At 67.2% G+C, this 23,742-nt stretch carries 22 protein-coding genes; 10 read left to right on the plus strand and 12 right to left on the minus strand.

All coding sequences use genetic code 11. The annotated features are described in order from the left end of the window. The 7 genes from AC1DIP_RS21280 to AC1DIP_RS21310 form a co-directional block, all read right to left on the minus strand. Nucleotides 1-828 (minus strand): amino acid permease (locus AC1DIP_RS21280; RefSeq protein WP_477734996.1); only part of this gene is annotated, 828 nt, incomplete at its 3' end. A 45-nt stretch (nucleotides 829-873) separates the two neighbouring features. Next, the gene (locus AC1DIP_RS21285; RefSeq protein WP_477734997.1) at nucleotides 874-1,827 is read right to left on the minus strand and encodes a glutaminase; all 954 of its coding nucleotides are present in this window, start codon (nucleotides 1,825-1,827) and stop codon (nucleotides 874-876) included. After that, nucleotides 1,824-3,419, minus strand: a complete 1,596-nt coding sequence (locus AC1DIP_RS21290; protein ID WP_477734998.1) for a PucR family transcriptional regulator — start codon at nucleotides 3,417-3,419, stop codon at nucleotides 1,824-1,826. Before AC1DIP_RS21290 ends, AC1DIP_RS21285 begins: the two co-directional genes overlap by 4 nt. A gap of 244 nt (nucleotides 3,420-3,663) precedes the next feature. Further along, complete coding sequence (locus AC1DIP_RS21295; RefSeq protein WP_477734999.1) at nucleotides 3,664-4,422, minus strand: maleylpyruvate isomerase family mycothiol-dependent enzyme; 759 nt, start codon at nucleotides 4,420-4,422, stop codon at nucleotides 3,664-3,666. Continuing rightward, a complete protein-coding gene (locus tag AC1DIP_RS21300) occupies nucleotides 4,422-5,246 on the minus strand; it encodes a fumarylacetoacetate hydrolase family protein (protein ID WP_476209162.1) in 825 nt (274 codons plus the stop codon). The genes AC1DIP_RS21295 and AC1DIP_RS21300 overlap by 1 nt, the downstream gene beginning before the upstream one ends. Next, nucleotides 5,246-6,376, minus strand: a complete 1,131-nt coding sequence (locus AC1DIP_RS21305) for a cupin domain-containing protein (RefSeq protein ID WP_476209164.1) — start codon at nucleotides 6,374-6,376, stop codon at nucleotides 5,246-5,248. The genes AC1DIP_RS21300 and AC1DIP_RS21305 overlap by 1 nt, the downstream gene beginning before the upstream one ends. Nucleotides 6,377-6,496: 120 nt before the next feature. After that, complete coding sequence (locus AC1DIP_RS21310; RefSeq protein WP_476209166.1) at nucleotides 6,497-7,303, minus strand: IclR family transcriptional regulator domain-containing protein; 807 nt, start codon at nucleotides 7,301-7,303, stop codon at nucleotides 6,497-6,499. Between the two features lie 48 nt (nucleotides 7,304-7,351). Here AC1DIP_RS21310 and AC1DIP_RS21315 point away from each other — a divergent pair, with 48 nt between their 5' ends. The 4 genes from AC1DIP_RS21315 to AC1DIP_RS21330 all read left to right on the plus strand — a co-directional run bounded on the left by AC1DIP_RS21315 (nucleotide 7,352) and on the right by AC1DIP_RS21330 (nucleotide 11,709). Next, nucleotides 7,352-8,647, plus strand: a complete 1,296-nt coding sequence (locus tag AC1DIP_RS21315; RefSeq protein ID WP_477735000.1) for an MFS transporter — start codon at nucleotides 7,352-7,354, stop codon at nucleotides 8,645-8,647. Next, nucleotides 8,640-9,887 (plus strand): FAD-dependent oxidoreductase, encoded by a 1,248-nt coding sequence (locus tag AC1DIP_RS21320; RefSeq protein WP_477735001.1) that lies wholly within the window; start codon nucleotides 8,640-8,642, stop codon nucleotides 9,885-9,887. Before AC1DIP_RS21315 ends, AC1DIP_RS21320 begins: the two co-directional genes overlap by 8 nt. Nucleotides 9,888-10,004: 117 nt before the next feature. After that, the gene (locus AC1DIP_RS21325; RefSeq protein WP_477735002.1) at nucleotides 10,005-11,045 is read left to right on the plus strand and encodes an LLM class flavin-dependent oxidoreductase; all 1,041 of its coding nucleotides are present in this window, start codon (nucleotides 10,005-10,007) and stop codon (nucleotides 11,043-11,045) included. A gap of 37 nt (nucleotides 11,046-11,082) precedes the next feature. Then, the gene (locus tag AC1DIP_RS21330) at nucleotides 11,083-11,709 is read left to right on the plus strand and encodes an alpha/beta hydrolase (protein WP_477735003.1); all 627 of its coding nucleotides are present in this window, start codon (nucleotides 11,083-11,085) and stop codon (nucleotides 11,707-11,709) included. Between the two features lie 15 nt (nucleotides 11,710-11,724). On the opposite strand, the gene AC1DIP_RS21335 is transcribed toward AC1DIP_RS21330, so the two are convergent. The 5 genes from AC1DIP_RS21335 to AC1DIP_RS21355 are packed head-to-tail and all read right to left on the minus strand — an operon-like array spanning nucleotide 11,725 to nucleotide 16,698. Next, nucleotides 11,725-12,339: a TetR/AcrR family transcriptional regulator gene (locus AC1DIP_RS21335; RefSeq protein ID WP_477735004.1), complete on the minus strand. Its 615-nt coding sequence runs from the start codon at nucleotides 12,337-12,339 to the stop codon at nucleotides 11,725-11,727. Between the two features lie 50 nt (nucleotides 12,340-12,389). Beyond that, nucleotides 12,390-13,571, minus strand: coding sequence for an NAD(P)/FAD-dependent oxidoreductase (locus AC1DIP_RS21340; RefSeq protein WP_477735005.1), 1,182 nt, complete (start codon nucleotides 13,569-13,571; stop codon nucleotides 12,390-12,392). Further along, entirely contained in the window at nucleotides 13,568-13,765 is a 198-nt protein-coding gene (locus AC1DIP_RS21345) for a ferredoxin (RefSeq protein ID WP_440170081.1), read from the minus strand. The genes AC1DIP_RS21340 and AC1DIP_RS21345 overlap by 4 nt, the downstream gene beginning before the upstream one ends. Then, nucleotides 13,762-14,931: a cytochrome P450 gene (locus AC1DIP_RS21350; RefSeq protein ID WP_477735006.1), complete on the minus strand. Its 1,170-nt coding sequence runs from the start codon at nucleotides 14,929-14,931 to the stop codon at nucleotides 13,762-13,764. Before AC1DIP_RS21350 ends, AC1DIP_RS21345 begins: the two co-directional genes overlap by 4 nt. 42 nt (nucleotides 14,932-14,973) lie before the next feature. Continuing rightward, nucleotides 14,974-16,698, minus strand: coding sequence for an MFS transporter (locus AC1DIP_RS21355; protein ID WP_477735007.1), 1,725 nt, complete (start codon nucleotides 16,696-16,698; stop codon nucleotides 14,974-14,976). Nucleotides 16,699-16,899: 201 nt separating this feature from the next. Between AC1DIP_RS21355 and AC1DIP_RS21360 the strand changes: the two genes are divergently transcribed. From AC1DIP_RS21360 to AC1DIP_RS21385, 6 genes are all read left to right on the plus strand, one after another. Next, on the plus strand, nucleotides 16,900-17,913 hold the full coding sequence (locus tag AC1DIP_RS21360; RefSeq protein ID WP_477735008.1) for a phosphotriesterase family protein: 1,014 nt from the start codon (nucleotides 16,900-16,902) through the stop codon (nucleotides 17,911-17,913). A gap of 38 nt (nucleotides 17,914-17,951) precedes the next feature. Further along, on the plus strand, nucleotides 17,952-18,905 hold the full coding sequence (locus AC1DIP_RS21365) for a phosphotriesterase family protein (protein WP_477735009.1): 954 nt from the start codon (nucleotides 17,952-17,954) through the stop codon (nucleotides 18,903-18,905). A gap of 67 nt (nucleotides 18,906-18,972) precedes the next feature. Then, nucleotides 18,973-20,100 carry an FAD-dependent oxidoreductase gene (locus tag AC1DIP_RS21370; protein WP_477735010.1) on the plus strand — a complete coding sequence of 376 codons (1,128 nt, stop codon included), beginning with the start codon at nucleotides 18,973-18,975 and terminating at the stop codon, nucleotides 20,098-20,100. Nucleotides 20,101-20,104: 4 nt separating this feature from the next. Further along, nucleotides 20,105-21,052 (plus strand): alpha/beta hydrolase, encoded by a 948-nt coding sequence (locus AC1DIP_RS21375; RefSeq protein WP_477735011.1) that lies wholly within the window; start codon nucleotides 20,105-20,107, stop codon nucleotides 21,050-21,052. Then, a complete protein-coding gene (locus AC1DIP_RS21380; RefSeq protein WP_477735012.1) occupies nucleotides 21,049-22,017 on the plus strand; it encodes an MBL fold metallo-hydrolase in 969 nt (322 codons plus the stop codon). The genes AC1DIP_RS21375 and AC1DIP_RS21380 overlap by 4 nt, the downstream gene beginning before the upstream one ends. After that, the gene (locus tag AC1DIP_RS21385; RefSeq protein WP_477735013.1) at nucleotides 22,010-23,740 is read left to right on the plus strand and encodes a CocE/NonD family hydrolase; all 1,731 of its coding nucleotides are present in this window, start codon (nucleotides 22,010-22,012) and stop codon (nucleotides 23,738-23,740) included. Before AC1DIP_RS21380 ends, AC1DIP_RS21385 begins: the two co-directional genes overlap by 8 nt. Nucleotides 23,741-23,742: the final 2 nt, after the last annotated feature.

A 23,742-nucleotide genomic window follows, 5' to 3' on the forward strand; every position in this document is an offset into this window, starting at 1 on the left:
GATGCGGAAGACTACGGAGTTGATGGCCTTGGGCATGATTTTTTCGGGGTTTTCGGTTTCGCCGGCGGCGGTGCCGACGAGTTCGATGGAGGCGTAGGCGAACAGGACGCCCTGCATGAGGATGATCATGGGCAGCAGTCCGTTGGGGAAGATCCCGCCGTTATCGGACAGGAGGCTGATGCCGACCTGCTGGCCGTCGACGGGGGTGCCGAAGATGACGAAGTAGGTGCCGATGAGCAGGAAGGCGACGAGGGCGGCGACCTTGATCAGGGCGAACCAGAATTCCATTTCGCCGAAGACTTTCACGGAGACCAGGTTCAGGGCCAGGACCACGATGAGGGCGGTCAGTGCCCAGGCCCACTGCGGGACCTCGGCCATCCAGGGGACGTAGTTGCCGAAGAAGTGCATGTAGAGGGCGGCGGCGGTGATGTCCACGATGGTGGTGGTGGCCCAGTTGATCCAGTAGAACCAGCCGGAGACGAACGCGGCTTTTTCGCCGAAGAATTCACGGGCGTAGGAGACGAACGAGCCCGAGGAGGGCCGGTGGAGGACCAGTTCGCCCAGGGCGCGCAGGATCAGGAACGCGAAGAACCCGCACACCGCGTACGCGATGACTAGGGACGGGCCGGCCGCGTTGAGCCGGCCGCCGGCGCCCAGGAACAGGCCGGTACCGATCGCACCGCCAATCGCGATCATCTGGATCTGCCGGGGCTTGAGGTTCTTGTGGTAGCCCTTGTCCTCCGCGTGCAGGGAGGTCTCGGACGCATGCGCGTGACCACCATCAATAACGTGGTCGAACTCAACCTCTTCATTGGGGTTGTTGGGCATGGGTATTCCTTTCGATCCGGGGAAGATCTTGCTGGATGGGGAAACTTAGAAGACTGACCAGCCGGTGCGGTCGGAGAGGTCGGCCAGGGCGGCGGTGCCGGCAAGGGAGTTGCCTTTGGCGTCCAGGCGCGGGCTCCAGACGCAGATGGCGCACTGGCCCGGGACGATCACCAGGATCCCGCCGCCTACTCCGCTCTTGCCGGGCAGGCCCACTCGGTACGCGAACTCGCCGGCGGCGTCATACATGCCGCAGGTCAGCATGATGGAGCCGATCCGCTTGGCCTCGCTGGGAGACAGCACCCTGCCGGTTGTTCCCTGGCCGTCGTTGGCGAGGAACAGGCCGGCCCTGGCCAGCTGGACGCAGGTCATCATGATGGAGCACTGGCGGACGTAGTTCTCCACCACTGCCGCGGCCGGCTGGGTGAGGTTGCCAAAATCCTTGAGGAAGTGCGCCAGGGCCAGGTTGCGGCTGCTGCTGGCCAGCTCGCCGGCAGCAGCGGCTTCATCGATGAACGGTGCGTGGGAGCCTCGCTCCGCCTCATGGCTCCCCGCTTGTTCGGTGAGGAACCGCAGGAGCTGCGTGGCGGCGTCGGGCGTCTCTTCCAGCAGGTGGTCGGTGACCACCAGGGCGCCGGCGTTGATGAACGGATTGCGGGGGATGCCCTTCTCGGCTTCCAGCTGGACCAGCGAGTTGAAGGACGTTCCGGAGGGTTCGCGCAGCACCCGGGACCAAAGAGCGGTGGATCTGCCGCCCTGCAGGGCCATGGCCAGGGTGAACACCTTGGAAATGCTTTGGATGGAAAAGGGAACGCCGGCGTCCCCGGAGCTGAAGACCTCGCCGGAGGTGGTGGCGACAGCGATGCCGAAGCGGTCGAACGGGACCGTGGCAAGGAAAGGGATGTTTCCGGGAACGCTGCCGGCGTTCTGCCTGGGCCGGTGGCGCCGGACGATGTCCTCAAGGAGGACGCCCAGGGGCGGTGCGCTGAGTATGGTGCTCATTTCCTGCCTGAATTGTCGGTGGAGGCGGCCCACTCCTGGAGATGGAGCAGGGCCACCAGTGAGTCGCGGGGGTTGCCGAAGTCCAGGCCGGTGACCCTGGCCGCCTTGGCAACGCGGTAGTAGACGGTGTTTTTGTGCAGGTTCATGTGTTTGGCGCATTTGGAGACGTCGAAGCAGGCGTCGAAGTAGGCCTGCAGGGTTGCTGCGAGTTCGGCATCCTCCTGGAGCAGCGCCGCCATGCTGCGGTGCCGGAAGGGTGAGCTGTGGAAGTTACGTACGGCCTCGCGGTAGAGGATTTCCGCCTCGAAATCGTCAACGGTGGCCACCGTGCCCGGTGTGGCGTTCCGCACGCAGGCCAGCAGCGCTTCAGTGATGCCGGTGACCCCGTGGATGGACAGCAGGTCCGGCGCCAGCGGTCCGACGGCGGCGAAGGGAATGATGCCCAGGTGCTTGCGGGCATCCTTGACTACCGCTTCGGCAAGTGCCCTCAGCCCCGCCTCCGCCGTGCTGGACTGCAGGTCCGGCAGGATGAGGGCCGTGTCACCGTTGAACTGGCCGACGACGGCGGATGCCTTGTACGCGGCGGCGTGAATGGAGGCCAGGTTGGCCAGTTCGCCGTGTTTAAGCGCGGCGTCGTCAGCCCGGGAGTCCGCGTCGGACATACCGATCAGGAGAAGCGCCGCGGGACGCTCCGAGGGGATCTTTCCGCTGTGGGCGCTGGCGGCGGCCTCGGCGGGCCCAGACAGGATCCGTGCCACCCGGTCCTCCCGCATGTGAACGGACTGCTGGTTGCGGTAACGGATCAGTTCGGCGGAAACCCTTGCTGCGGATCCTGTGAGGACGTACTCGACGTCCGCGCCGAAGCCTTCTCCGGTCTCCTGGAGCCAGATGTAGCCCATGATCCGCTCCCCGGCGAAAAGCGCGATGGCCACCCGTTCGCGCAGCCCGTCCTGGGGCCGGGCAGGCACGCGGACCGGCTGCCGGGTGCGGTGGAGTTCGCGGTAGGCACCCAGGTCCTTGAGCAGCAGCTCGTACTTCCGCGGGCCGCGGCGGGACAGGATGGACGCTTTGCGGAGTTCGTCGATGTCGTTGGTGACCGTGGAGTACGCCAGGACCTTGTTGGCCGCGTCCTCGATCAGCACGTGGCTGGAGGTGAGCCTGGCCGTGGTCTGGGCGATGGCGAACAGGTCTTCCTCGAGCAGGGTGAGGACTTCGCTCTCGTAGCTGCGCGGCTGGATCCGGTCTTTTGCGATGGAGAGCAGGCGGTCCCAGTCGGCGGCCGGATCAACCAGCAGCAGGCCCGAGCCCGCTGCCTGCAGGAGTTCTTCCGCTTCGGCGAGGTCTTCGCGGTTGCCCTTGACGGCTACCACCGGGGGCGGCTCCTTCAGGAGCCGCCGGAGGGCCGGCAGGGCCGAACGGCCGCGGACACCGATGAGCAGGACAAACGCGCCGGCAGCCTCGACCGACTCGTCGTCGGCGTCGACAATAAGGAACCGTTCAATGGCCGGCGCCGAGGGGGCTGGACGGAGGATGAGGCTGGCGAAGCCAAGGGGAAGATCCGAGAGGATGTCATCCACCGTAACCGCGGCCATGGGTTTTCCTTTTGCGTCGATCCCGCCGGACGGCTCTGTCCGGTCACCTCATGCTATCCAGCGGCCGCCGTCCTGATTATGGGCCCGGCCCCAAACGCGGGGACGGATTTTTGGTTTCCAGCCCGAGGCGTCGGCCCGCTGCGCGGGAGGATCCCGGGCAGCAACGGCAAAAGGCGGGCCAGCGGATGCTGGCCCGCCTTGGGTGCGGTGTGGCAGATGGCTTGCCCGGGCACTCGATCTGCAGCTAGATCCAGGCTGGGGCCGGGGGCGCTGGGGTGACCGATCCGCCGTCGTGCTGTGCCGTGGTGCCGTCGGTGCCGCGGCCGGTGGCCCACTGGGTGATGGCGGCCAGGGAGCCGGACACCACGGTGGGGGAGGCGGCGGCCGTGTCACCGAAGACCAGCGCGGAGGGTTGCCCGGTGACCTTGACCACGAGGTCCTTATCGGTGCCGCGGGTGTGCCAGGCGCCGGTGATGTCCGTGAGGAGCCGTTCCAGGACGGGTGCGGGGATGTCCTTGAACGTGGCTCCGTTGGCGAGGTCCACGGCGTGCACCCACACTTCCCTGGTGCGCATCCAGACGGTTTCTTCGGCCGGGACGGTCCTGCCCTGGACGGTTTTGACCTTGTGGTGCCAGTTGTCGGCGGGCAGGTCGCGCCATTCGACGTTCAGGTGCACGGCGGAGTGGTCGAACAGGTTCCGCAGCGCGATGGGACTGAGCGTGGCGCCGAAGTCGATCTCGTGGTTGCGGATCTCCACCGAGGGGTACATGGGGGTCTCCACGCCGGTGGCTGCCCATTCGACCAGCCGTGCCACGGCCCGCGCGTTGTAGCCCACGTGGGCCACAACGTGCCGGCGGGTCCAGCCCGGCAGGAGCGAGTCCCCGTCCAGTTCCGCGTCCGTGAGCTCGTTGAGCTTGCGGGCGAAGAACGCGGTGCCGCGCCGGGCCTGCAGGAGCCCGTCGAGCAGGACGGGATCGGTGGTCTGGTCGTGCCGGGCGACCATCAGGCTTCCTTGACCACGCGGTTGGTCAGCTGGCCCAGGCCCTCGATGGTGGTGACCAGGACCTGGCCCTCCTGCAGGTAGCGCTTGGGGTCCTGTGCGTGGCCCACGCCGCCGGGGGTGCCGGTGGCGATCACGTCGCCCGGGTTCAGGGTGATGATGGTGGAGATGTAGGAGACCAGGAACTCCGGGGTGAACACCAGGTCCGAGGTGGGGGTGGACTGCTGGACTTCGCCGTCCACGGCGGAGGTCATCAGCGGGCCGGCGGTGAACTCGTCCTTGGTGACCAGGGCCGGGCCGAACGGGGTGGACTTCTCCCAGGTCTTGCCCTGCAGCCACTGGATGGTGCGGAACTGGTAGTCGCGCATGGAGACATCGTTGAGTACGGAGTACCCGGCGATGTGGTCTGCGGCTTCGGCTTCGGGGATGCGGCGGCCTGCCTTGCCGATGACGACGGCGAGTTCGGCTTCCCAGTCCACGGTGTCCGATTCCTGCGGCAGGGCCAGGTCATCGTTGGGGCCGATCAGGGATTCGGCGTACTTGGCGAACAGGGTGGGGTGCTCGGGGACTTCCCGGCCCATTTCCTTGATGTGGTTGCGGTAGTTGTGGCCCACGCAGATGATCTTGCCGGGGGCGGGCACGACGGCGGCGAGGTCGGCGCCGTCCAGGGCGTGGGTGGCGCCGTTGGCCGCCTTCGCGGTGGTTTCCCAGGCGGGGTCCTTCAGCAGGGCCCCGACGTCGGAGAAGCCCGGGATCTCGGTGAGGGTGTCGCCGTCCTGGCGGACCGCCCTGGTGCCGTCAGCGGTGCGGAGGGTGAGGAGTTTCATTACTTGGTGCGTCCTTCGATGTAGGTGCGGTTGAAGTTCAGGCGCTCAAAGATGGGTGCGTCGCTGAACCGGAACAAATCAAATTCGGATTCGGCCTGCAGGGACCAGGCGGCCCAGGAGGGGACCACGAACAGGTCGCCCTTGGCCAGGACCCTGGTTTCGCCATTGAGGGTCACCGTGCCGGTGCCGTCGAAGACCTGCCAGACACTGGAGCCCACCTCGCGGACGGTCTCGGTCCAGGCTCCGGCGCGCAGGCGGTGGAACTCGGCGCGGATGGTGGGCATGACATCCCCGCCGGTGGTGGGGTTGGTGTAGCGGACCGCGGCGTGGCCCTGGGACACGGTGGCGGGGTGGCCCTCGTCTTCGAGGAGCAGCTGCTCGCGGAGCGCGGCGTCGGTGTACTTCCACCGGTACGCGGCGATGGGGGAGTTGGTGGTCTGGTCCAGGCCGGAGAGCGGGCGCAGGCCGGGGTGGGCCCAGAGCCGCTCGGAGCGGGAGATGTCCGGGGTGGCCTCGTCGGTGACGCGCTCAGTACCGAACTCGAAGAACCCGGCATCGGCGTAGTGGACGAACGGGATGTCCAAGCCATCGATCCAGGCCATGGGCTCATCGGTGTCGTTGTGGTGGCCGTGGAAGTTCCAGCCCGGGGTGAGCAGGAAGTCGCCGCGGGACATCCGGACGGGATCACCGTTCACCACGGTCCACACGCCCTCGCCTTCGACGACGAAACGGAAGGCGTTCTGGGAGTGGCGGTGCTCGGGGGCGGTTTCGCGGCCGCCCAGGTACTGGATCGCTGCCCACAGGGTGGGGGTCGCGTACGGGGTCCCGGCCAGGCCGGGATTGGCCAGCGCGATCGCCCGGCGCTCCCCGCCGCGGCCCACAGGCACCAGGTCCCCGGCGCGGGCGGCCAGCGGGTACAGGTCATCCCACCGCCACACGTGCGGAACTGCCTTGGGGGACGGAACCATGGGCATCAGGTCCGCGATCTCCGTCCACAGCGGAATCAGGTTTTCCTTGTCGAAATCCTTGTAGAGCTGCTCCAGCTGGGCAGCCTCCTCCGGGGTGGGCTCGGGAACATGGTGTTCCTGCGCCACGGATTCGTGCGTTTGGTTTTCAGCGCTGATGGACACTGGCCTTCTCCTTGCGTGCGGACTGAGTGCGACGTGGATTCGACCCTAGGTAAGGCTGGCTGTGATCTCCAACATATTCTGTCTGCCAGAATTACGCCCCCAGACCCTCTGCCGGGAGTCTCAGCCGCTTCCCGCCCCGTCCACGGGATTGGCTGCGATGTCCAGCTCCAGCTGGCGGCGGGTTTCCATCATGACGCCCACCAGCCCGGCGTCGAACAGCGGCCGGAACCTGGCCACCGGAGTCGCCACGCTCAACGCGCCCACCACCATGCCCCTGCCGTTGTGCAGGGCCATCCCAAAAGCGCTGATGCCCTCCTCGGTGCCCTCGAAGTTGGCGGCGAATCCGTTGCTCCGCACGGACTCAAGCTCACGCAGGAACGCCGGGTACTCGGCGTCGGAGATGTAGTCTCCGGCGAGCTCCGCGTTGGGCCCACGGAACAGCTGCTCCACCACCGCGGGATCCAGTTCGGCCAGGATGGCCTTCCCGCCGGATGCCTTGTGGGCGGGAAGCAATGTTCCCTGCCGGTCACCCACCCGCAGGATGTTCGAGCTTTCCACGGTGTCCAGGAAGCGGACCTTGGTACCCACCCGGATCATCAGGTTGACGGTCTCGTTGGTTCGCGCGCACAGCACTTCCATGTGGGGCCGCGAGATGTCGCGCAGCTGCCTGGTCCAGCTGAACCCGGCAGGGCCGGCGCCCATGGCCGGGCCCGGCACGTAACGGCGCGTCTCATCCTGGACGGCAAACCCGCGGTACACCAGCATGGCCAGCAGGCGGTGCGCCGTGGACGGGGCCACGCCGAGTTCCGCCGCGGCGTCCTTGAGCCGCAGGCTGCCCACGTCCCGCAGGAGCTGCAGGAGCTGCAGGGCGTTGTCCACCGCCTCGATGGAGTAGGTGGGCTTCCGCCGGGCCGGAAGATTCTGCATGACAGAATCTTATGTGCGTGGCGGTATGACTGCCAGCACAGTGGTGGGATGAATCACACAACTTCCGCTGCAGCGCCGCAGCGCATGGCCGCCCCCGCCCCGGGCGCAGGCCTTTCCGGGTTTCCCCGGCGTTCCGTGCTCGCCGTCCTGGTGTGCTGGCTGCTGGTCGTTTTCGACGGCTATGACCTGATTGTCTATGGCACCGTACAGGGCTCGCTCATCAGCGACACGGGCTGGGGCCTGACGAAGGCTACCGCGGGCACCATCGGCTCGATGGCCTTCATCGGCATGATGATCGGGGCGGTCTTCGCCGGCCGCATGTCCGATACCTGGGGCCGCCGGCGCACCATCATCGGCTGCGCCGTCGTCTTCTCCCTCTTCACCATCCTCTGCGCCTTCGCGCCCAACGCCCCGGTCTTCGGCGGCCTGCGGCTCCTGGCAGGCATTGGCCTGGGCGGCCTGGTTCCCTCGGCCAACGCCCTGGTGGCAGAGCTGGTCCCCGAAAAGTGGCGGTCCACCATCGCCACCCTGATGATGTCCGGCGTCCCCATCGGCGGTTCCATCGCCGCCCTCGTCGGCATCCCGCTGATCCCGGCCTTCGGCTGGCCCGTCATGTTCCTGGTGGCCGTCGTCGCCCTGTTGGTTGTCATCCCGCTGGGCATCCGCTACCTGCCGGAGACGCTGGCGCCGGGCCACAAGGGCGCAGCCCAGGGCCAGGCCGCCAAGGAAGCCGTCGGGTTCGGGTCCCTGCTCCGCGCGCCCTACCTCGGCACCAGCCTGCTGTTCGCCATCGGCACCCTGGTGACCCTCTTTGCCTGGTACGGGTTGGGCACCTGGCTGCCCAACCTCATGCAGCTGGCAGGCTACAACCTCGGCTCCGCCTTGACGTTCGCCCTGGCCCTCAACCTTGGTGCGGTGGCCGGTTCGGTGCTCACCGCCTGGGCCGGGACCCGGTTCGGCCCCATTCCCACCGCAATCGCGGCAGCGGCCGTGGCCGCCGTCGGATTGCTGGTCCTGGTCACCGGGCCGCCCGTCGCCGTCGTCTACCTCATGCTGGTGCTTGCCGGCGTGGGCACGCACGGCACCCAGTGCCTCATCATCGCCGCCGTGGCAAGCCACTACCCGGCGCACCTGCGCGGCACCGCCCTTGGCTGGGCGCTCGGCGTGGGCCGGATCGGGGCCGTGGCAGCGCCCCAGGCCGGCGGGCTCCTGCTCGCAGCTGGCCTGGGCGTCAACTCAAACTTCCTGGCATTTGCCGGAGCAGCCGCCGCAGCAGCAGTCCTGCTCGCGGCCGTCGGTACCAAAATCAAGAAATCAACAGCAGTAGGAGTTCCCAATGTCTAACGTCAAAGATTCCACCGATGTCCTGGTGGTGGGTGGGGGCATGGCCGGACTGGCCGGAGCGCTGGCCCTGCGCGAAAACGGCGCCGACGTCACGCTCGTTGAGGTGGCACCGGCCTTCGGTGAAGTTGGTGCCGGACTGCAAATGGCCCCCAATGCCTCCCGCGTCCTCAAGCGGTGGGGCCTGCTGGAAAAGGCCCTGGAAATCGGCGTCCAGCCCAAGCACCTGGTGTTCCGCGACGCGGTCACGGGGGAGGAACTGACCCGCCAGACGCTGGGCGGCGAGTTCGAGGAACGCTACGGCGCCCCCTATGTGGTGATCCACCGCAGCGACCTGCACCGAATCCTGCTCGAAGCCTGCCAGGAAGCCGGCGTCACCCTGGTGAACGACGTCCTGGTGCAGAAGGTGGAAACCGACGGCCGCCGGGCCCGGGCCTACAGCGCCAAGGGCGAGGTGTTCGAAGCCGACGCCATCCTGGCTGCAGACGGGCTGAAGTCCACCCTCCGCGCCACCGTTGCCAATGACGGACCCGTCAACTCCGCCTACGTGGCGTACCGCGGCACCGTGCCCATCACCGAGGACACCCCCGCCGCGGACCTGGAGGACGTCATCGTCTACCTTGGCCCGAACTGCCACCTGGTCCAGTACCCGCTCCGCAAGGGCCAGCTGCTCAACACGGTGGCAGTGTTCAAGTCGCCTTCTTTTGAACGCGGCGAAGAGCAGTACGGCGGCGTGGACGAACTCCAGGCGGCCTACAAGGACTGCGTCCCCGCCGTGCAGGAAGCCCTGAAGAACCTGGCCACCGGCATCCGCTGGCCCATGTACGACCGCAACCCGATCGAGACCTGGGTTTCGGGCCGGATGGCGCTAATCGGCGACGCTGCACACCCCATGCTGCAGTACTTGGCCCAGGGCGCCTGCCAGGCGCTCGAGGATGCTGCCGTGCTGCAGGACGCCGCCAGCAACCGCGTCTTCACGGCCGAAGGCATCGACGCCGGTGCGTGGGAGGACGCCTTCCGCGAGTTCAACGAAACCCGCGCAGCCCGTACCGCCCGTGTCCAGCGCACCGCCCGGATCTGGGGCGAGTCCTGGCACGTGGACGGCGTGGCCCGCGTCCTGCGGAACATGCTGTTCAAGGGCCGCGGCGACAACAACTTCCAGTACAACGACTGGCTGTACGGCCGCAACGAGCCCGGCGCACCGGCCGAGGTTCCGGCCGGAGCCAAGCTGGTGGAAGCCTAAGCACCGCGAGCCAAGGCGGGCGTACGACGGCGGGTGGCTCCCGGCGTCGTGCGCCCGCCTTTTTGGATGCAAGGGAAGGTGCAGGAATAGATCTACAAAGTTGAATGTTCAACCAATATGGACTTTGGCATTTTTACTTTTGGTGAACTGTCCCGCAACGGACAAACCGGGCTGGCCCAGTCGCCGCACCAGCGGCTGGAAGAAATCATTGCGCTGGCCAAGCTGGCCGACCAGGCGGGCCTCAGCTTCCTGGGCCTGGGCGAGCACCACCGCAGCGACTTCGCCCTGTCCGCCCCCGAGATGGTGCTGGCCGCGGTTGCCCGCGAGACCACCAACCTGAGGCTGGGCACCGCCGTGACGGTGCTCTCCACCCACGACCCGGTGCGGCTCTTCGAACAGTTCGCCACCCTGGACCTCATATCCGGCGGCCGCGCCGAGATCATCGCCGGGCGCGGCGCCTTCATCGAGTCCTACCCGCTGTTCGGCTACGACACCGCCGATTACGACGCCCTCTTCGACGAAAAGCTGCGCATGCTGCTGGAACTGCGGGACAACGCCACCCTGACGTGGCAGGGCACATTGACCCAAAACATCCCCGGCATGGACATTGCCCCGCGGCCGCTGCAGGAAAAGCTTCCCGTCTGGGTGGGAGTGGGCGGGACGCCGGCGAGCTTTGCCCGGGCAGGACGCCTGGGCTTGCCCCTGTTTGTTGCGCTGCTGTCCGGACCCGAAAGGTTCCGCCGGCTGGTGGAACTGTACCGGCACGCCGCTGCCGAAGCCGGGCATGGCGCCGCCACCCTGCCGGTGGGTGCCGGCGGCCACTTCTACGTGGCGCCCACCTCGCAACAGGCACGCGATACCTTCTATCCCTATTACCGGGCCTACTTCGAACAGAACATGCCCCGGCCCGTGGACCATTTCCCGCGCTCAACCTTCGATGACTGGTCCGAACCGGGCGGCGGCCTGCTGGTGGGGAGCCCGCAGCAGGTGGTGGAGAAGATCCTGGCCATCCATGAGGCCCTGGGCACCAGCCGGTACATGGCCCAGATCGGACTGGGCGGGCTTCCGTTCGCCGAAACAGCGCGTTCCATCGAGCTGCTCGCCACCGAGATCATGCCCGCCGTCAACCGGGAAATCGGGGCCCCGGCCCCTGCCTGACCCAAGCCATTTCCACCACCAACACCGAGGACACGATATGCACGCACCGTTCGCCGAACCCACCGTCGCCTGGCAGAGCCCCGACGATCCCCACCGTCCGCTCGTGGTGCTGCTGCACGGGCGCGGATCGGATGAATCGGGAATCATCGGACTGGCCAACCACCTTCCCGCGGGCCCCTCCTACGCAGCTGTCCGGGCGCCGATCCCGGCAGGGGGCGGGTTCGCCTGGTTCGCGAACCGGGGGACAGGCCGGCCCGTCGCCGAGTCGCTGGCCCAAACTATGGAATGGTTCCGGACCTGGCTGGAGCCGATCGCGCCGGAAGGACGGCCCGTGATCCTGGTTGGCTTCAGTGGCGGTGCGGCGTTCGCGGGCGGGCTGCTGCTGGCTGATCCGCAGCGTTTCGCGGGCACCGCCGTCCTTTACGGGACGCTGCCGTTCGAGGCTGGCGTCCCGACGTCGCCCGACCGGCTTGCCGGCGCCCCGGTGTTCCTGGCCCACGGTGAAGCCGACACCGTCATCCCGGCTGACCTGCTGGCCCGCACGTGGGACTACCTCCTGGGGGCCTCCGGGGCAGACACCCACGCCCGCAAGGACCCGGGCGGACACGCCCTCACCGCGGAAACTGCCGCCGAGCTTGGTGCGTGGATCTCCGAACGGGCCTAGCCTCCGCTGCCTTGGTCAGCCTTCGTCGCAGAGCAGGTGGTACCAGCTGTCCGCCAGTACTTCCAAGGCGTGCTCACGGTTTGGCTCCATCTTGCGGCGGGTCCACAGCGTGGCCACGTAGTCGAGCTGCGTGAAGGCCAGGGTGCCGCGGATGTGGCGGGTTTCCCCGGCGAAGCGCCCGGCGGACTGCATGCCCCGGACCATGTCCGTGATGACTTCCTCATGCCAGTGCTCCACCATGGTGCGCACCTCCGGGTCAACCGCTGCCGCCTCGTCCAGGACATCCAGGTAGGGGCGGAAGACCGGCCACAGGGCTGCCCGGGACTCCAGCCAGGACAGGATGCCGGCCAGCTTGCCGTCCCGCACCACCTGCACCAGGTCCGGGGCGGTGGATCCGCTGCCGGGGCCGTCGGCGCGCTCCAGGACCGCGTTCACCCGCGCCATGAAATCCCGCATAAGGTCTGCGCGCGTGGGGTAGTACGCGTAAAAGGTCACACGGGTGGTTCCGGCTGACGCGGCGATCTCATCAATGGTGGTGGCGGCGTAGCCCTTTTTGGTGAAAAGCTCCAGCGCCCGTTCCACGATGGTGTCCCGCGTGAGCTGCTTCTGGGCTTCGCGCAGCGATGGCATAGCGTCAATCCTAACGTGGAGTCCGGGCGCTGGAACCGGAGATGGTGGCCTCAGGCCGTCACGGGTTCGGCGGCCCGGGCCACCTGTGATCCCGTGTTGGCCAGCCGCCGCAGCTTGGGGATGGGGATGCGGTAGTTGATGGCCGCGGCTGTTCCGGAACCATCCGCGTGCTCCCACCGAAGCAGCGCCGAATCGGCGCCGGCGCCCTGTTCCAGGAAGTGCGGAGTTCCGTCCACGGGCGTGAAGCCCACCGATTTGAGCGACAGTCCAAAGGCTTCCGTCCAGAAATAGGGCTGGAATTCCAGCGGCGGAGCCTCATCCCCCAGGAGGAGGCCGACGGCGGCGGCCTTGGCCTGGTCGATCGCACTGGTCCACAGCGGTACCCGGCTCAGTCCCCGCTGGGTGGGAAAGAATGCCACGTCGCCGGCTGCGACAATGTCTGGGCGCACACGGCCGCGGGAATCGACCCGCAGGACGCCGTCCGTGAGCAGGCCGGAGCCTTCCAGCCATTCAATGTTCGGCACGTCGCCGACCGCGCTGACCAGCACGTCCGCCTCCAGGACCGTTCCGTCGGCCATTGCCACCTGCGGGGTGGGCCCTGACCGGAGGAGCCGGGCCTTGGAGCCATTGACGATCCGGAGTCCATTCGTGCGGGCCGCCGTGGTGAAGATGCCGGACAGGTAGGTGCCCAGCTGCCGCACCAGCGGTTCGCCATCGGTGACCAGGGTGACGTCGCAGCCGCTGTGCAGGCAGCCGGACGCCACCTCCATGCCGAGCGGACCACCGCCCACCACGATCACCGACGGCCGGCCGGCCACCAGTTCCTTCAGCCGGACGGCGTCCTCCAGGGTGCGCAGGGTCAGCTCGCCGTCGCAGCCTGCCTCTGCGCTCCCGGCCAGCCGCCTGGCGCGGGAACCCGAAGCGATCACCAACTTGTCGTACGGCAGGCTCCCGCCGCCGTCGAGCTTCACCACGCGTGCCCCGGCATCGAGACCTGTGGCGCTGACCCCCAGCAATTCGTCCGCGCCGTGCGTCGGCGCCGGCAGCTCGTGCGCCGCCAGCCCGTCGCCGCCGTGGAGCAGCGCCTTGGACAGGGCGGGCCGGCTGTAAGGGGAGTGGCGCTCGGCGCCCACCACGGTCAGCTCGCCGTCGAAGCCGGCTGCCCGCAGCGAGTCGCAGGCAGTCAGGCCGGCGATGCCGTTGCCGACGACGACGATCCGGCGTGCCGTCACGCCGCCACCAGTTTCAGGGCTGCCACGGGGCAAACGCGGACCGCGGCCTTCGCTGCCGCTTCGGCCTGGTCCCCCTCCACGTCCGGGACGTCGATGACCAGTTCGCCGTCGTCGTCCAGGTGCATCAGCGCCGGCGCTGCTTCCTCGCAGAGGCCGTGGCCCTCACAGCGCGGCCGGTCCAGTTCGATCCTCATGCTGCTTCCACCTCCAGTACCTGGAGCTGTTCGAAGCTCCTGGTGATATTGCTCGGAACCCGGTACCCCTCGCCCAGGGACAGTGATTTCACCCGCCGGGCCAGGGCTTCAACGATGGCGTGCCCTTCCAGGCGTGCCAGTCCCTGGCCGGCGCAGCCGTGCGGACCGTAGCCGAAGGACAGGTGGTCCACTGGGTTCCGCTTGACGTCGAAGGTGTCCGGGTTGTCGTAGTGCCGGTGGTCCCTGTTGCCGGCACCCAGGAGGATGCCGAGCTGGGCGCCTGCCGGAACGGTCACGCCGTCGAGCTCCACCTCGCGCGTGGTTGTGCGGCCCCAGATGTGCAGTGGGGTCCAGTAGCGGAGCACCTCGGCGAAAGCCGCGGGAACCAGTTCGGGGTTGTTGCGGACCAGCTCAAGCTGCTCCGGGTGCCGGCCAAACAGGGCGACGATGTTGCCGATGGAGGCGATGGTGGTGTCGACGCCGGCACCCAGGTATTGGTGGATGATGTGGCCTGCCGAGCCCTCGGGGATCTCCCCGCGGGCTTCGGCGTCGAAGATGCCGCGGCCGATGGAGCCGGGAGCCAGGTCCTCCGCGGTGACCGACGAGCACCAGCCGTAGAGTTCGCCGGCGACGGGGAAGCTCTCCTGGGTGCGGTGGTTCAGCGGGCCGATCACTTGCATGGCGGCCTGCCCCCAGCGCAGCATGTTTTCCTTGACGTGGCCGCCGAAGCCGATCAGGTCCGCCACGATGTCCAGCGGGAAAGCGCGGGCCAGGGAATCGATGGCCTCAAACGAGCCGGTGGACACCAGTTCGGCCACCAGCTTGTCCGCCTTCTCGTCAATGGTTACCTTGAGACCGCGAAGGGCCCGGGGTGTGAGGTTTGCGGACAGAGTCGCCCGCAGTTGGGTGTGCATGGGCGGATCCGAGGCCAGCGACGTGCCCTGCAGTGCCTCGTTCACCATCGGGTTGAAACCAAGCGAGGTGGAGGAGAAGGACTCCGGGTCCGCCAGGACGTCCCGGATGAGGTTGTACCGGGTGACGGCGTACAGGTTGTTCTTTGGCAGGTGGACCACGCCGCCCAGCTCACGCAGCGCAGCGTAGGTGGGGTAGGGGTCCACCGTGATGTCGTCATCCCAGATGTCGATATCGGATTCGATGGGGTTCACAGTTGTCTCCTCGCGGATAGTTGGGGGTTTTTGGCCGGGCATTTATGCCTGGACGGCCTCGGCGTTGGCTTCTGTGGTTTCGGCGATGGCATCGGCCGTGGGGGCCGATGAGCGCGAGTTGATGAAAAGGGTGAGGACGGCCGACAGGACGGCGGCGATGCCCGCCGCGAGGTAGACCGCCTGGAAGCCCTGGCCCAGGGACGTCCCCGCGGCGCCCTTGATCTGGGGCTGGACGGAGGCCAGGGCCTTGGCCATGCCGTCCACCGCCTGGGCGGGGGCGCCGCCCGCAGCGGCCTGGCCGGAGAACTGGGCAACGACGCCGTCCCAGCCGGACAGGTAACCCAGCGGCGGTACGTGCGAGAGTCCGGCCACGGCCTCGGCGGGAAGGCCGGCTCCGCCCAGGATCCCCGCGAGCGGGCCGGCGAAGGCGGTTGCACCGACGCCGAACGCGATGGCCGATCCGATCACCGGGCCCAGGGCGAAGCCCAGGTCGCGCAGCAGGTTGGTGGTGGCTGACGCCATGCCGATGTGCTGCGGCGGCACGGTGTTGATGGCCACGGCGGTGATGGAGCCCACCGTGAGCGCGAAACCGATGCCCAGCAGGAGCAGGGGTGGGATGAACGCGGTCCACGGTGTCCCGCCGAACGCTTCCGGAGTACCCAGCGGGATAGTGGACAGCCAGAAGGCGGAGGCCGCCATGAAGGCGAAACCGGCCGTGAGCACCCACCGTGGTGCCACATGGTGGATCAGCCAGCCCACCACCGGAATGAACGCAAACGCCGGGCCCTGGATAAAGACGAACAGCACGCCCACCTTCCAGGCCTCAGCCAGGGCAAGGCCGCCCACGGCGACGCTGGTGCTGTAGCAGACGGCCAGGAAGGCGAACATGCCGGTGACGGCCACGATTCCGGTGATGGAGTAGGCGCTGTTCCGGAACAGGGACAGGTGGACCAGGGGCTGGTGCGTCCGTGTCTCGATCACCACGAAGGCAACCAGGAGGGCAGCACCCACAACGTAGCTGGCGATGACCTCGGCGCTGCCAAATCCGGCGTCGACCGCCTGCACGGTGGCAAAGAGCACCGCAATCAGGCCCAGCGCCAGGGTGGCCTGGCCGGGCACGTCGAGCTTCCGCCCTTCAGCAGCAGCGGAGTCCTTCGCCCGGGTGGCCATGACCAGCACCACGACGGCGATCACGGCCGCGATGTAGTAGGCCACCCGCCAGCCACTAAAGGCGTTAGGTGCGCCCGCCGCGGGCCCCGGGACAGTGAACGCCTGGGACGTCAGGCCCGCCAGCATGGGCGAGATGACCGCGCCCAGCGACAGGAAGCCGGCCCAGGTGGCGATGACCTTGGCCCGCGCCCGGTGGTCCGGGGTGATGGCCGCGATCATGGAGAGCGAAATGGGAAACAGGATGCCGGCGCCGATGCCGCCCACGGCCTGGGCCGCGATCATCATTTCCGTGTTGACTGCCAGTGCCGCCAGGACGGATCCCGCGATGCTCACGGCCGCGCCGGCGTACAGCAGCTTGCGGCGGCCGAACAGGTCACCCAGCAGGCCCCAGCTGAGCTCGAACACAACGATGCCCATCATGAACATGCCGGCGATCCAGGTCAGCCCGGCGCCGGAGGTCCGGAATTCGACGGCGAAGGTTCCGTTGAGTGCGCCGGGGAGGGCATTGGTGATTTGCGCCAGGGCCACGGCGCTGTAGGCCGCGATAAAGGTGGCACGTACCGAGCCGCGGCTCGAAACGGTGGGGGTCAGGCTCATCGATGAAACTCCCTTGTTCCATTGTGAATTTAAGTGTTGTTCCCACCAGTCTGTAGTGATCTATTACACAGTGTCAAGGAAAATTCGCAATAAAAGTTTCCTTGACACCATGTAAAGCAATGTGTGATGCTGGCTACACCGCAACGGAGCGAGGGCTCGGCGGGACCCCTACTCAAGCACCCGGATTCAAGGGAGAACTTCGTGAGCATCCATCCGGCCGCCAATTCTTATGGCGCCCCCGTCCCCACCCAGGAACAGGGCACGGTCAACACGGTCCTGGGACCGGTTCCCGCTTCTGAACTGGGCGTGGTCGCCGTTCATGAAGCGCTGCTGTCAGTGCTTCCGGGAGCCCAGTATGCCCCCGATATTTCAATGGACCGGGCGGAAATCTTTGCGGCGCTCGCCGAAAAGCTCAGCGACTTCCGCCGGCACGGCGGCCGGGCGATCGTCGACAGCACCGGCATGTTCCACGGCAGGGACCTCAAGCTGTACGAGGCACTGTCCCGCTCCACCGGCGTGCACATCATCGCCTCCACCGGCCTTGGGCCCGAGGAGGAGCTCGGTGGCTACTTCCTGACGCCGCAGACCAACCCGCCCACCCCGTGGCCGGCCGAAAAGTTCAGCGATCTCTTTGGCAAGGAAGTCACCGACGGGATGGTGGTCCCCAGGGTTGAACGCCGCGCGGCTGCCGGAATGATCGCCACAACCGCTGACCGGGCCGGCATGACCCCCACCGAGGAAAGCCTCTTCCGCGGATCCGCGCGGGCTGCCCGGGAGACCGGCGTGCCCGTGTCCATCCGCTTCGGCGCCGACGCCCTCCATGACCTGGACATCGTCCTGGACGAGCAGCTTCCAGCGGACCGCGTGCTGGTTGGCGGCCTTGACCGCATTGACGCCGCCGGTGCGGCAGGCAAGGTGGCCGAGCGCGGCGCCTTCGTGGGCATTGACCACGTGGGCCTCAACGACCACCCCGACTACCTGACCGATCACGGCCGGGCCGAACTGGTCCTTGAACTGGTCGCTGCCGGCCACGGGGACAGGATCCTCCTCTCCGGGAATTCCATCGGAGTGGCGAAGGGGCTGCCCGAATACAACCTTCCCTACAGCCACGTCCTGGCCACGTTCGTTCCGTTCCTTAAGGCCCGCGGCCTGGCGGACGACGACGCCCGGCGCATCCTCGTGGACAACCCCCGCACCCTACTGGCCGTCCGCTGACCACGCTTCCATCAGCTTTCCAAACCCGAGGTAGAACAATGACCAAGGTCAACACAGTGCTGGGAACCATTCCGGCCGAAGAACTTGAAATCGTGGCCGTCCACGAACACATCGGCTACGGCATGCCCGGATCCGAGCTGGACACCAAATGGTGGAAGACGCCGGAACAGGCCTACGGGGAAACCGTGCCCAAACTCCGGAAGTTCCGTGAATACGGCGGCGGCACCATGGTGGACGCCACCGGCATCTGCAACGGCCGCGACATCGATTACTACAAGTCCCTGTCACGGAAGACCGGCGTCAACATCGTGGCCTGCACGGGCTTCGTGGGCGGCGACACCGCGCTGCCCCACTTTTCCCGCGCCACGGTTGACTACCTGGCCAAGGTCTTCATCCACGAAATCACCGTCGGCATCGGCGACACCGGCGCCAAGGCCGGCGTCATCAAGGTGGGTGTCAGCCGCGGCGGACGCATGACGGACCTGGACAAGCGGATTTACCGGGCCGCGGCCCGTGCCGCCGTCGTCACCGGAGCCCCGATCCTTACCCACCTGGCCATCGACCCGGAACCGGCCGTGGCCATCTTCAAGGAAGAGGGCCTGCCGCTGGACCGGGTGCTGTTCGGCCACGCCGACGACGGCCTGAACGCGCCCATCACGCCGCACGACTGGATCTACGAACAGGGCGGCCGGATCGGCTTCGACACCTTCGGGTACGACCTCGAACTTCCCGACCCGCCCTTCTGGGGCCGTAAACGTGCCGAGCGCATGGAGCACTTCGTCAAGCTGGTCAACAAGGGCTACGCGGACAAGCTCCTCGTCTCGGCCGACGCAAACTGCAGCCCCCTGGGCTGGCCCGGCGTGAAGGGCCACACCATCAACTACATCTTCGAGGACATGATCCCGGACATGCGCGCCGCCGGCATCGACGACGCCACCCTCAAACTCCTGCTCCAGGACAACCCGGCCGACTTCCTGTCCCTCCACGCCTGACCCGTACAGGCCACCACTTCCTCCCAATTCCCCAGGCCCTGCCTGGCACACGAAAGAGACTTATCCAATGAAGGCTGAAGACCTCAAGAACCTCAAGATCGCCATCATCGGCGCAGGCTTCGGCGGCGCTGCCGCGGCCAAGGCACTGAGCCTGCTTGGCGCAGATGTCACGGCTTATGAGCAGGCTCCCCAGATGGGCGAGGTCGGCGCCGGCATCGGCCTGCGCCCGGCCACCATGGCCCGGTTCCGCCAGTGGGGCATCTTCGACGCGATCGCCAAGGTAAGTACGGCAAGCGACTACTTCGAAATCCTGTCAGCCACCGGTGATCCGATCATGAAGGATACCTGGCCGGAATTCGGCGAAGAGAAGCACACGTACCTCATCCACCGCCGCGACTTCATCGATGCCCTTCTCGGTGTCCTCCCCGAGGGCATGGTGCAGTTGGGCCACAGGCTGGAGAGCATAGAGGACAAGGGCGGCAGCTCCGTCCTGACCTTTGCCAACGGCGAGACCGCCGAGGCAGACCTGGTGGTCGGCGCCGACGGCATCAAGTCTTCGGTGCGCGAGCAGCTTTTCGGCGACAAGGGCCCGGTGTTCTCCGGCGAGCATGCCTACCGCGTGGTGATCTCGGCCGACGACGCCCATGGCATGGTGACTGACGACAACCTGCGCATGTACATCGGCAAGGGCACCAAGGTCTACCTGCTGCCGCTGCGCCACCGCAACCAGATGTCGTTCGACATCACCGCCCTCAACCCGGACGGCACCTGGGCGCCCAGCATCACCAAGGAAGACCTCCTGAAGACGGTGGAAGGCTTCGACGAGCGCATCGTCGGCATTGCCCGCGGCCTGGACATGGACAGTGTGAACATCCGCGCCGTCTATGACATCGACCCCGTGGACACCTGGCACACCGACTCGGTGGTGCTGATGGGCGACGCCGCCCACTCGATGCTCCACCACCAGGGCCAGGGCGCCAACTCAGCCATTGAAGACGCCGGAGCGCTGGCCGACGCACTGGCCCAGGCCGGCTCGGTCAAGGAGGCATTGGCCTTGTTCCAGGCAACCCGCAAGCCCGTCACCGACGAGCTGCAGCGCATCTCCCGCCAGGGCTGGAGCGAAGAAGAGGTCAACGACGTCTTCCCGGGCCAGAAGCCAAAGTCCCAGCAGCCCGCCGCCGTGGCACAGGCCTGAGCAGATGTCCCTGCATCCCGAAATTGCCAGGATCCTCGGCACCCTCCCGCCGCCGCCACCGGGTCCGTTGAACCCTGAGGCCATGCGTGCCGGCGAAGCAGCGCAGGTTCCGCCGCTGGAGGACCGGCTGCCGCTGCACGCCGTCGAAGACGCCACTGCCGTGACTCCGGCCGGCGACGTTCCCGTTCGGATCTATACACCAGTCGACGCCGACGCCTACGGCCTGCTGGTCTACTTCCACGGCGGCGCCTTCTTCCTGGGCAGTCTGGACACCCACGACCACGTGGCCCGGGCCCTGGCCAAGGAAACCGGCCACAAGGTCATCTCCGTTGGCTACCGGCTTGCCCCCGAGTCCGCCTTTCCGGCGGGCCTCGAGGACTGCTACGGCGTTGTCCGCTGGGCCGCCGGGCACGGCGACACCCTGGACTGGGACGGAAAGAACCTCGCCATCGCTGGCGACAGCTCGGGCGGAACCTTCGTGGCCGCCGTCGCTGCCAAGGCCCACGACGCCGGGTTCGACTGGATCACCCACCAGGTCATGTTCTACCCGTCCCTTGACCTGGACTTTGACGAAGACCGGTACCCCTCGATGCGGGAGAACGCCGTGGGGTATGGACTCGAAACTGCGGGTTTGAAGCCTTTCAACTCCTTCTACCTTGAGAACGGCGCGGATCCGGCCGATCCCCTGGTCTCGCCCATCAAACGCGGGGACCTCACCGGGCTTCCAGCGGCGCTTATCATCACCGCGGAGCACGACCCCCTGCGGGATGAAGGCGAACTGTACGGCACGCGGCTGGAAGAGGCCGGCGTGCCCGTCACCGTCAGCCGGTATGCCGGGGCCGGACATGGCTTCGTCCAGCACTTCTCCTGGCTCCCGGAATACCACCGGGCCTTCGAAGAGACGGCGGCGTTCCTGAACGGCTCACCAGTAAAAACGGAGGCCGCGCGATGACCACACCTGTCGCTGTCCATCCGCTGGTTTCACCGTGGGGCCGCTTCGGCCTGTACAGCTTCTTCATTGATGCTCCGGAGCCGGCCATCGTGGATACCGGAATCGCGTCCTCTCCCGTGGAGGGCATGGCGCCGGCGCTGGAGGCGATCGGCCGCCGCATCGAGGACGTCCGCTGGATCCTGCTCACCCATGGGCACATCGACCATATTGGCGGCGCGCATGCGCTGTGGGAGCTCACCGGGCGGCGCGCCAAGGTGGTCATCCACGAGGCCGATGCTCCGATGCTCCGCTCACGCCGGGCGCACGTGGACGAGTATCTATCCGGCCGGGGACAGTATCTGCAGGACCCCGACGGCGAAGCGAAGCAGATTGGCGCCGCCAACGCCGTCATCTCGGGGGAGATGGAACCGTCCATGCTGGTGCGCGGCGGTGAAACCCTCTCCCTGGGCGGTGACGTCACGGTGTCGGTGCATTCGATTCCCGGCCACACACCCGGGTCGGTGGCCTACGTCATCGACGGGCAGGATGACGTCTTCGTCGGAGACGCCGTGCAGGTCCACGGTGCGGCCAACGGATTCCCCGGCTACGTGGACCCGTCCGGCTACCGTTGCAGCCTGGAGTACCTGCGGGACGAGGTACGCCCGCGGCACCTGTACCTGGGGCACCCGTACCGCCGTTCGGACGGTACACCCTACGGTGTGGAACTGGGTGAAGACCAGGCACGCGAGGCCCTTACGGAAAGCCTGGCCATCGAGGCGCGCGTCGGCGGGGCCGCCTGCGGCTGCCTGTCTGCCGGCCTCCAGGAAACGCAGTCCCCGTACTCGCCGTTCGCCCCGGTTGCCCGCGAGCTTGATTACGACGGCGATCCCACCCTTGAGCCCTCGCCGTTCTTCACCACCATGAACGGCTACCACACCCAGTCCACCACCACGCCTTTCCAGAGGAGCGTTCGCAACCATGGCTGAGTACCAGACGATCGACGCCGGCGGGCAGAAAATTGCCGTCCGCAAAGACCTGCGCGTCCCGATGCGGGACGGGGTTGAACTTGCCGCCGACGCCTACCAGGGCACCGACGACAAGCCGCGCCCCGCACTGGTGGCATTGAGCCCGTACGGCAAGGAGCTCCAGGCCCTGGCTCTGACCACCCCGCCGCAGCGCCGGCCCAGCCCCATGTGGGACGGCTGCATCGAGGCCGGTGACATCGCCCGGATCGTCAAGGAGGACTACGTCCACGTCATCGGCGACCTGCGCGGTTCCGGACATTCCGGCGGCGAGCACATCGGCAACTACAACGCCGGGGGAGTGTCCCTGGGCCAGGACGCGTACGACTTCATCGAGTGGGTGGCGGAGCAGCCCTGGTGCGACGGCAACGTGGGCATGGTGGGCATCTCCTACTTCGGGTCCATGCAGGTCCTCGCCGCCGCCGAACGGCCGCCGCATTTGAAAGCCGTCTTCGTCTCCGGCGGACACTATGACTTCTACGAGACCACCTACCACGGCGGCGTCATGTGGTTCATGCCCCGCGCTGCCCGTGAAGGCAGGGGAGGGGACTCGGGCTGGGCCTTCACGGACCGGGTGAAGTCCCGGATGATGGAGAAGTACTCCCCGGAGGAACTCAAGGAGCTCGTGGCCAAGCGGCTGCAGGACCCGGACGTAGCGGCGTGGCCCAACCTGGTCCATGTCCTGAACTACCCCACGAACCATGAGGCGTGGTTCGACATCGTCATGAACGAGCTCGACGGCGACTGGTACGAAGAGCGCAATCCCATCACGCTGGCCCCGAACATCGACATCCCCGTGTGGCTGCAGCTGGATCAAGGCCGCGGCTGGACGCTGGATGGCACCATCGAGCTGTTCAACGCGCTCCAGGGGCCGAAGAAACTGGACATCGGTCCGTACCCGCCCATGCAGTCCCGGCCCTTCATCGAAGAGCACGACAAGATGTTCCGGTGGTATGACTACTGGATCAAGGGCATCGACAACGGCGTGATGGACGAACCCGCCGTGTCCGTCTTCGTGGAAGGCTCCCGGGACGTGGTTACCGCCGAAGCGTGGCCGCCCAAGGACGTTGACTACCGGGCCCTCTACCTGCGCCCCCGGCACAAGCTCGCCACCGAACCCGAGCTGATGGGCACCGAACATGCGGCCCCCGACGGTTTCTACCAGGCGCCGCTGACGGTCACCGACAAGGTGCAGATCATCAGCTGGAGCACCGAAACGTTCGAAGAACCCACCGAGATGATTGGTACCGGGGCGGCGCACATCTTCGCCGAGATCGACCAGCCGGACACCAACTTCATCCTGCGCCTGTGGGATGCCGCGCCGAACGGGAAGCGCCAGCTCATCACCACCGGCTACCTGAAGGCTTCCCACCGCGAACTCGATGACCGCACCACCGAGGGCAACCCTTACCACCCGCACACCCGCGCAGTTCCCGTGGAGCCCGGGAGGATCGAGGAATACGTGGTGCGCCTCTACCCGTTCGCCAACACCTTCAACCCCGGGCACCGGCTGGTAGTGGAGCTGTCCAACGGCGAGCCGCTCGCGGACGAACACAACTCGCTGCTCCCGCCCGACGCCTTCCACCTCCCGGTGGGCAGGCCGGTCACCCACAAGATCTACCGCGACGCGCACCACCAGTCCCGCCTGGTCCTGCCGTTCACCGCGAAGAAGACGGTGGAGGACTAGCC

This window comes from Pseudarthrobacter sp. 05T312 (assembly GCF_056396685.1).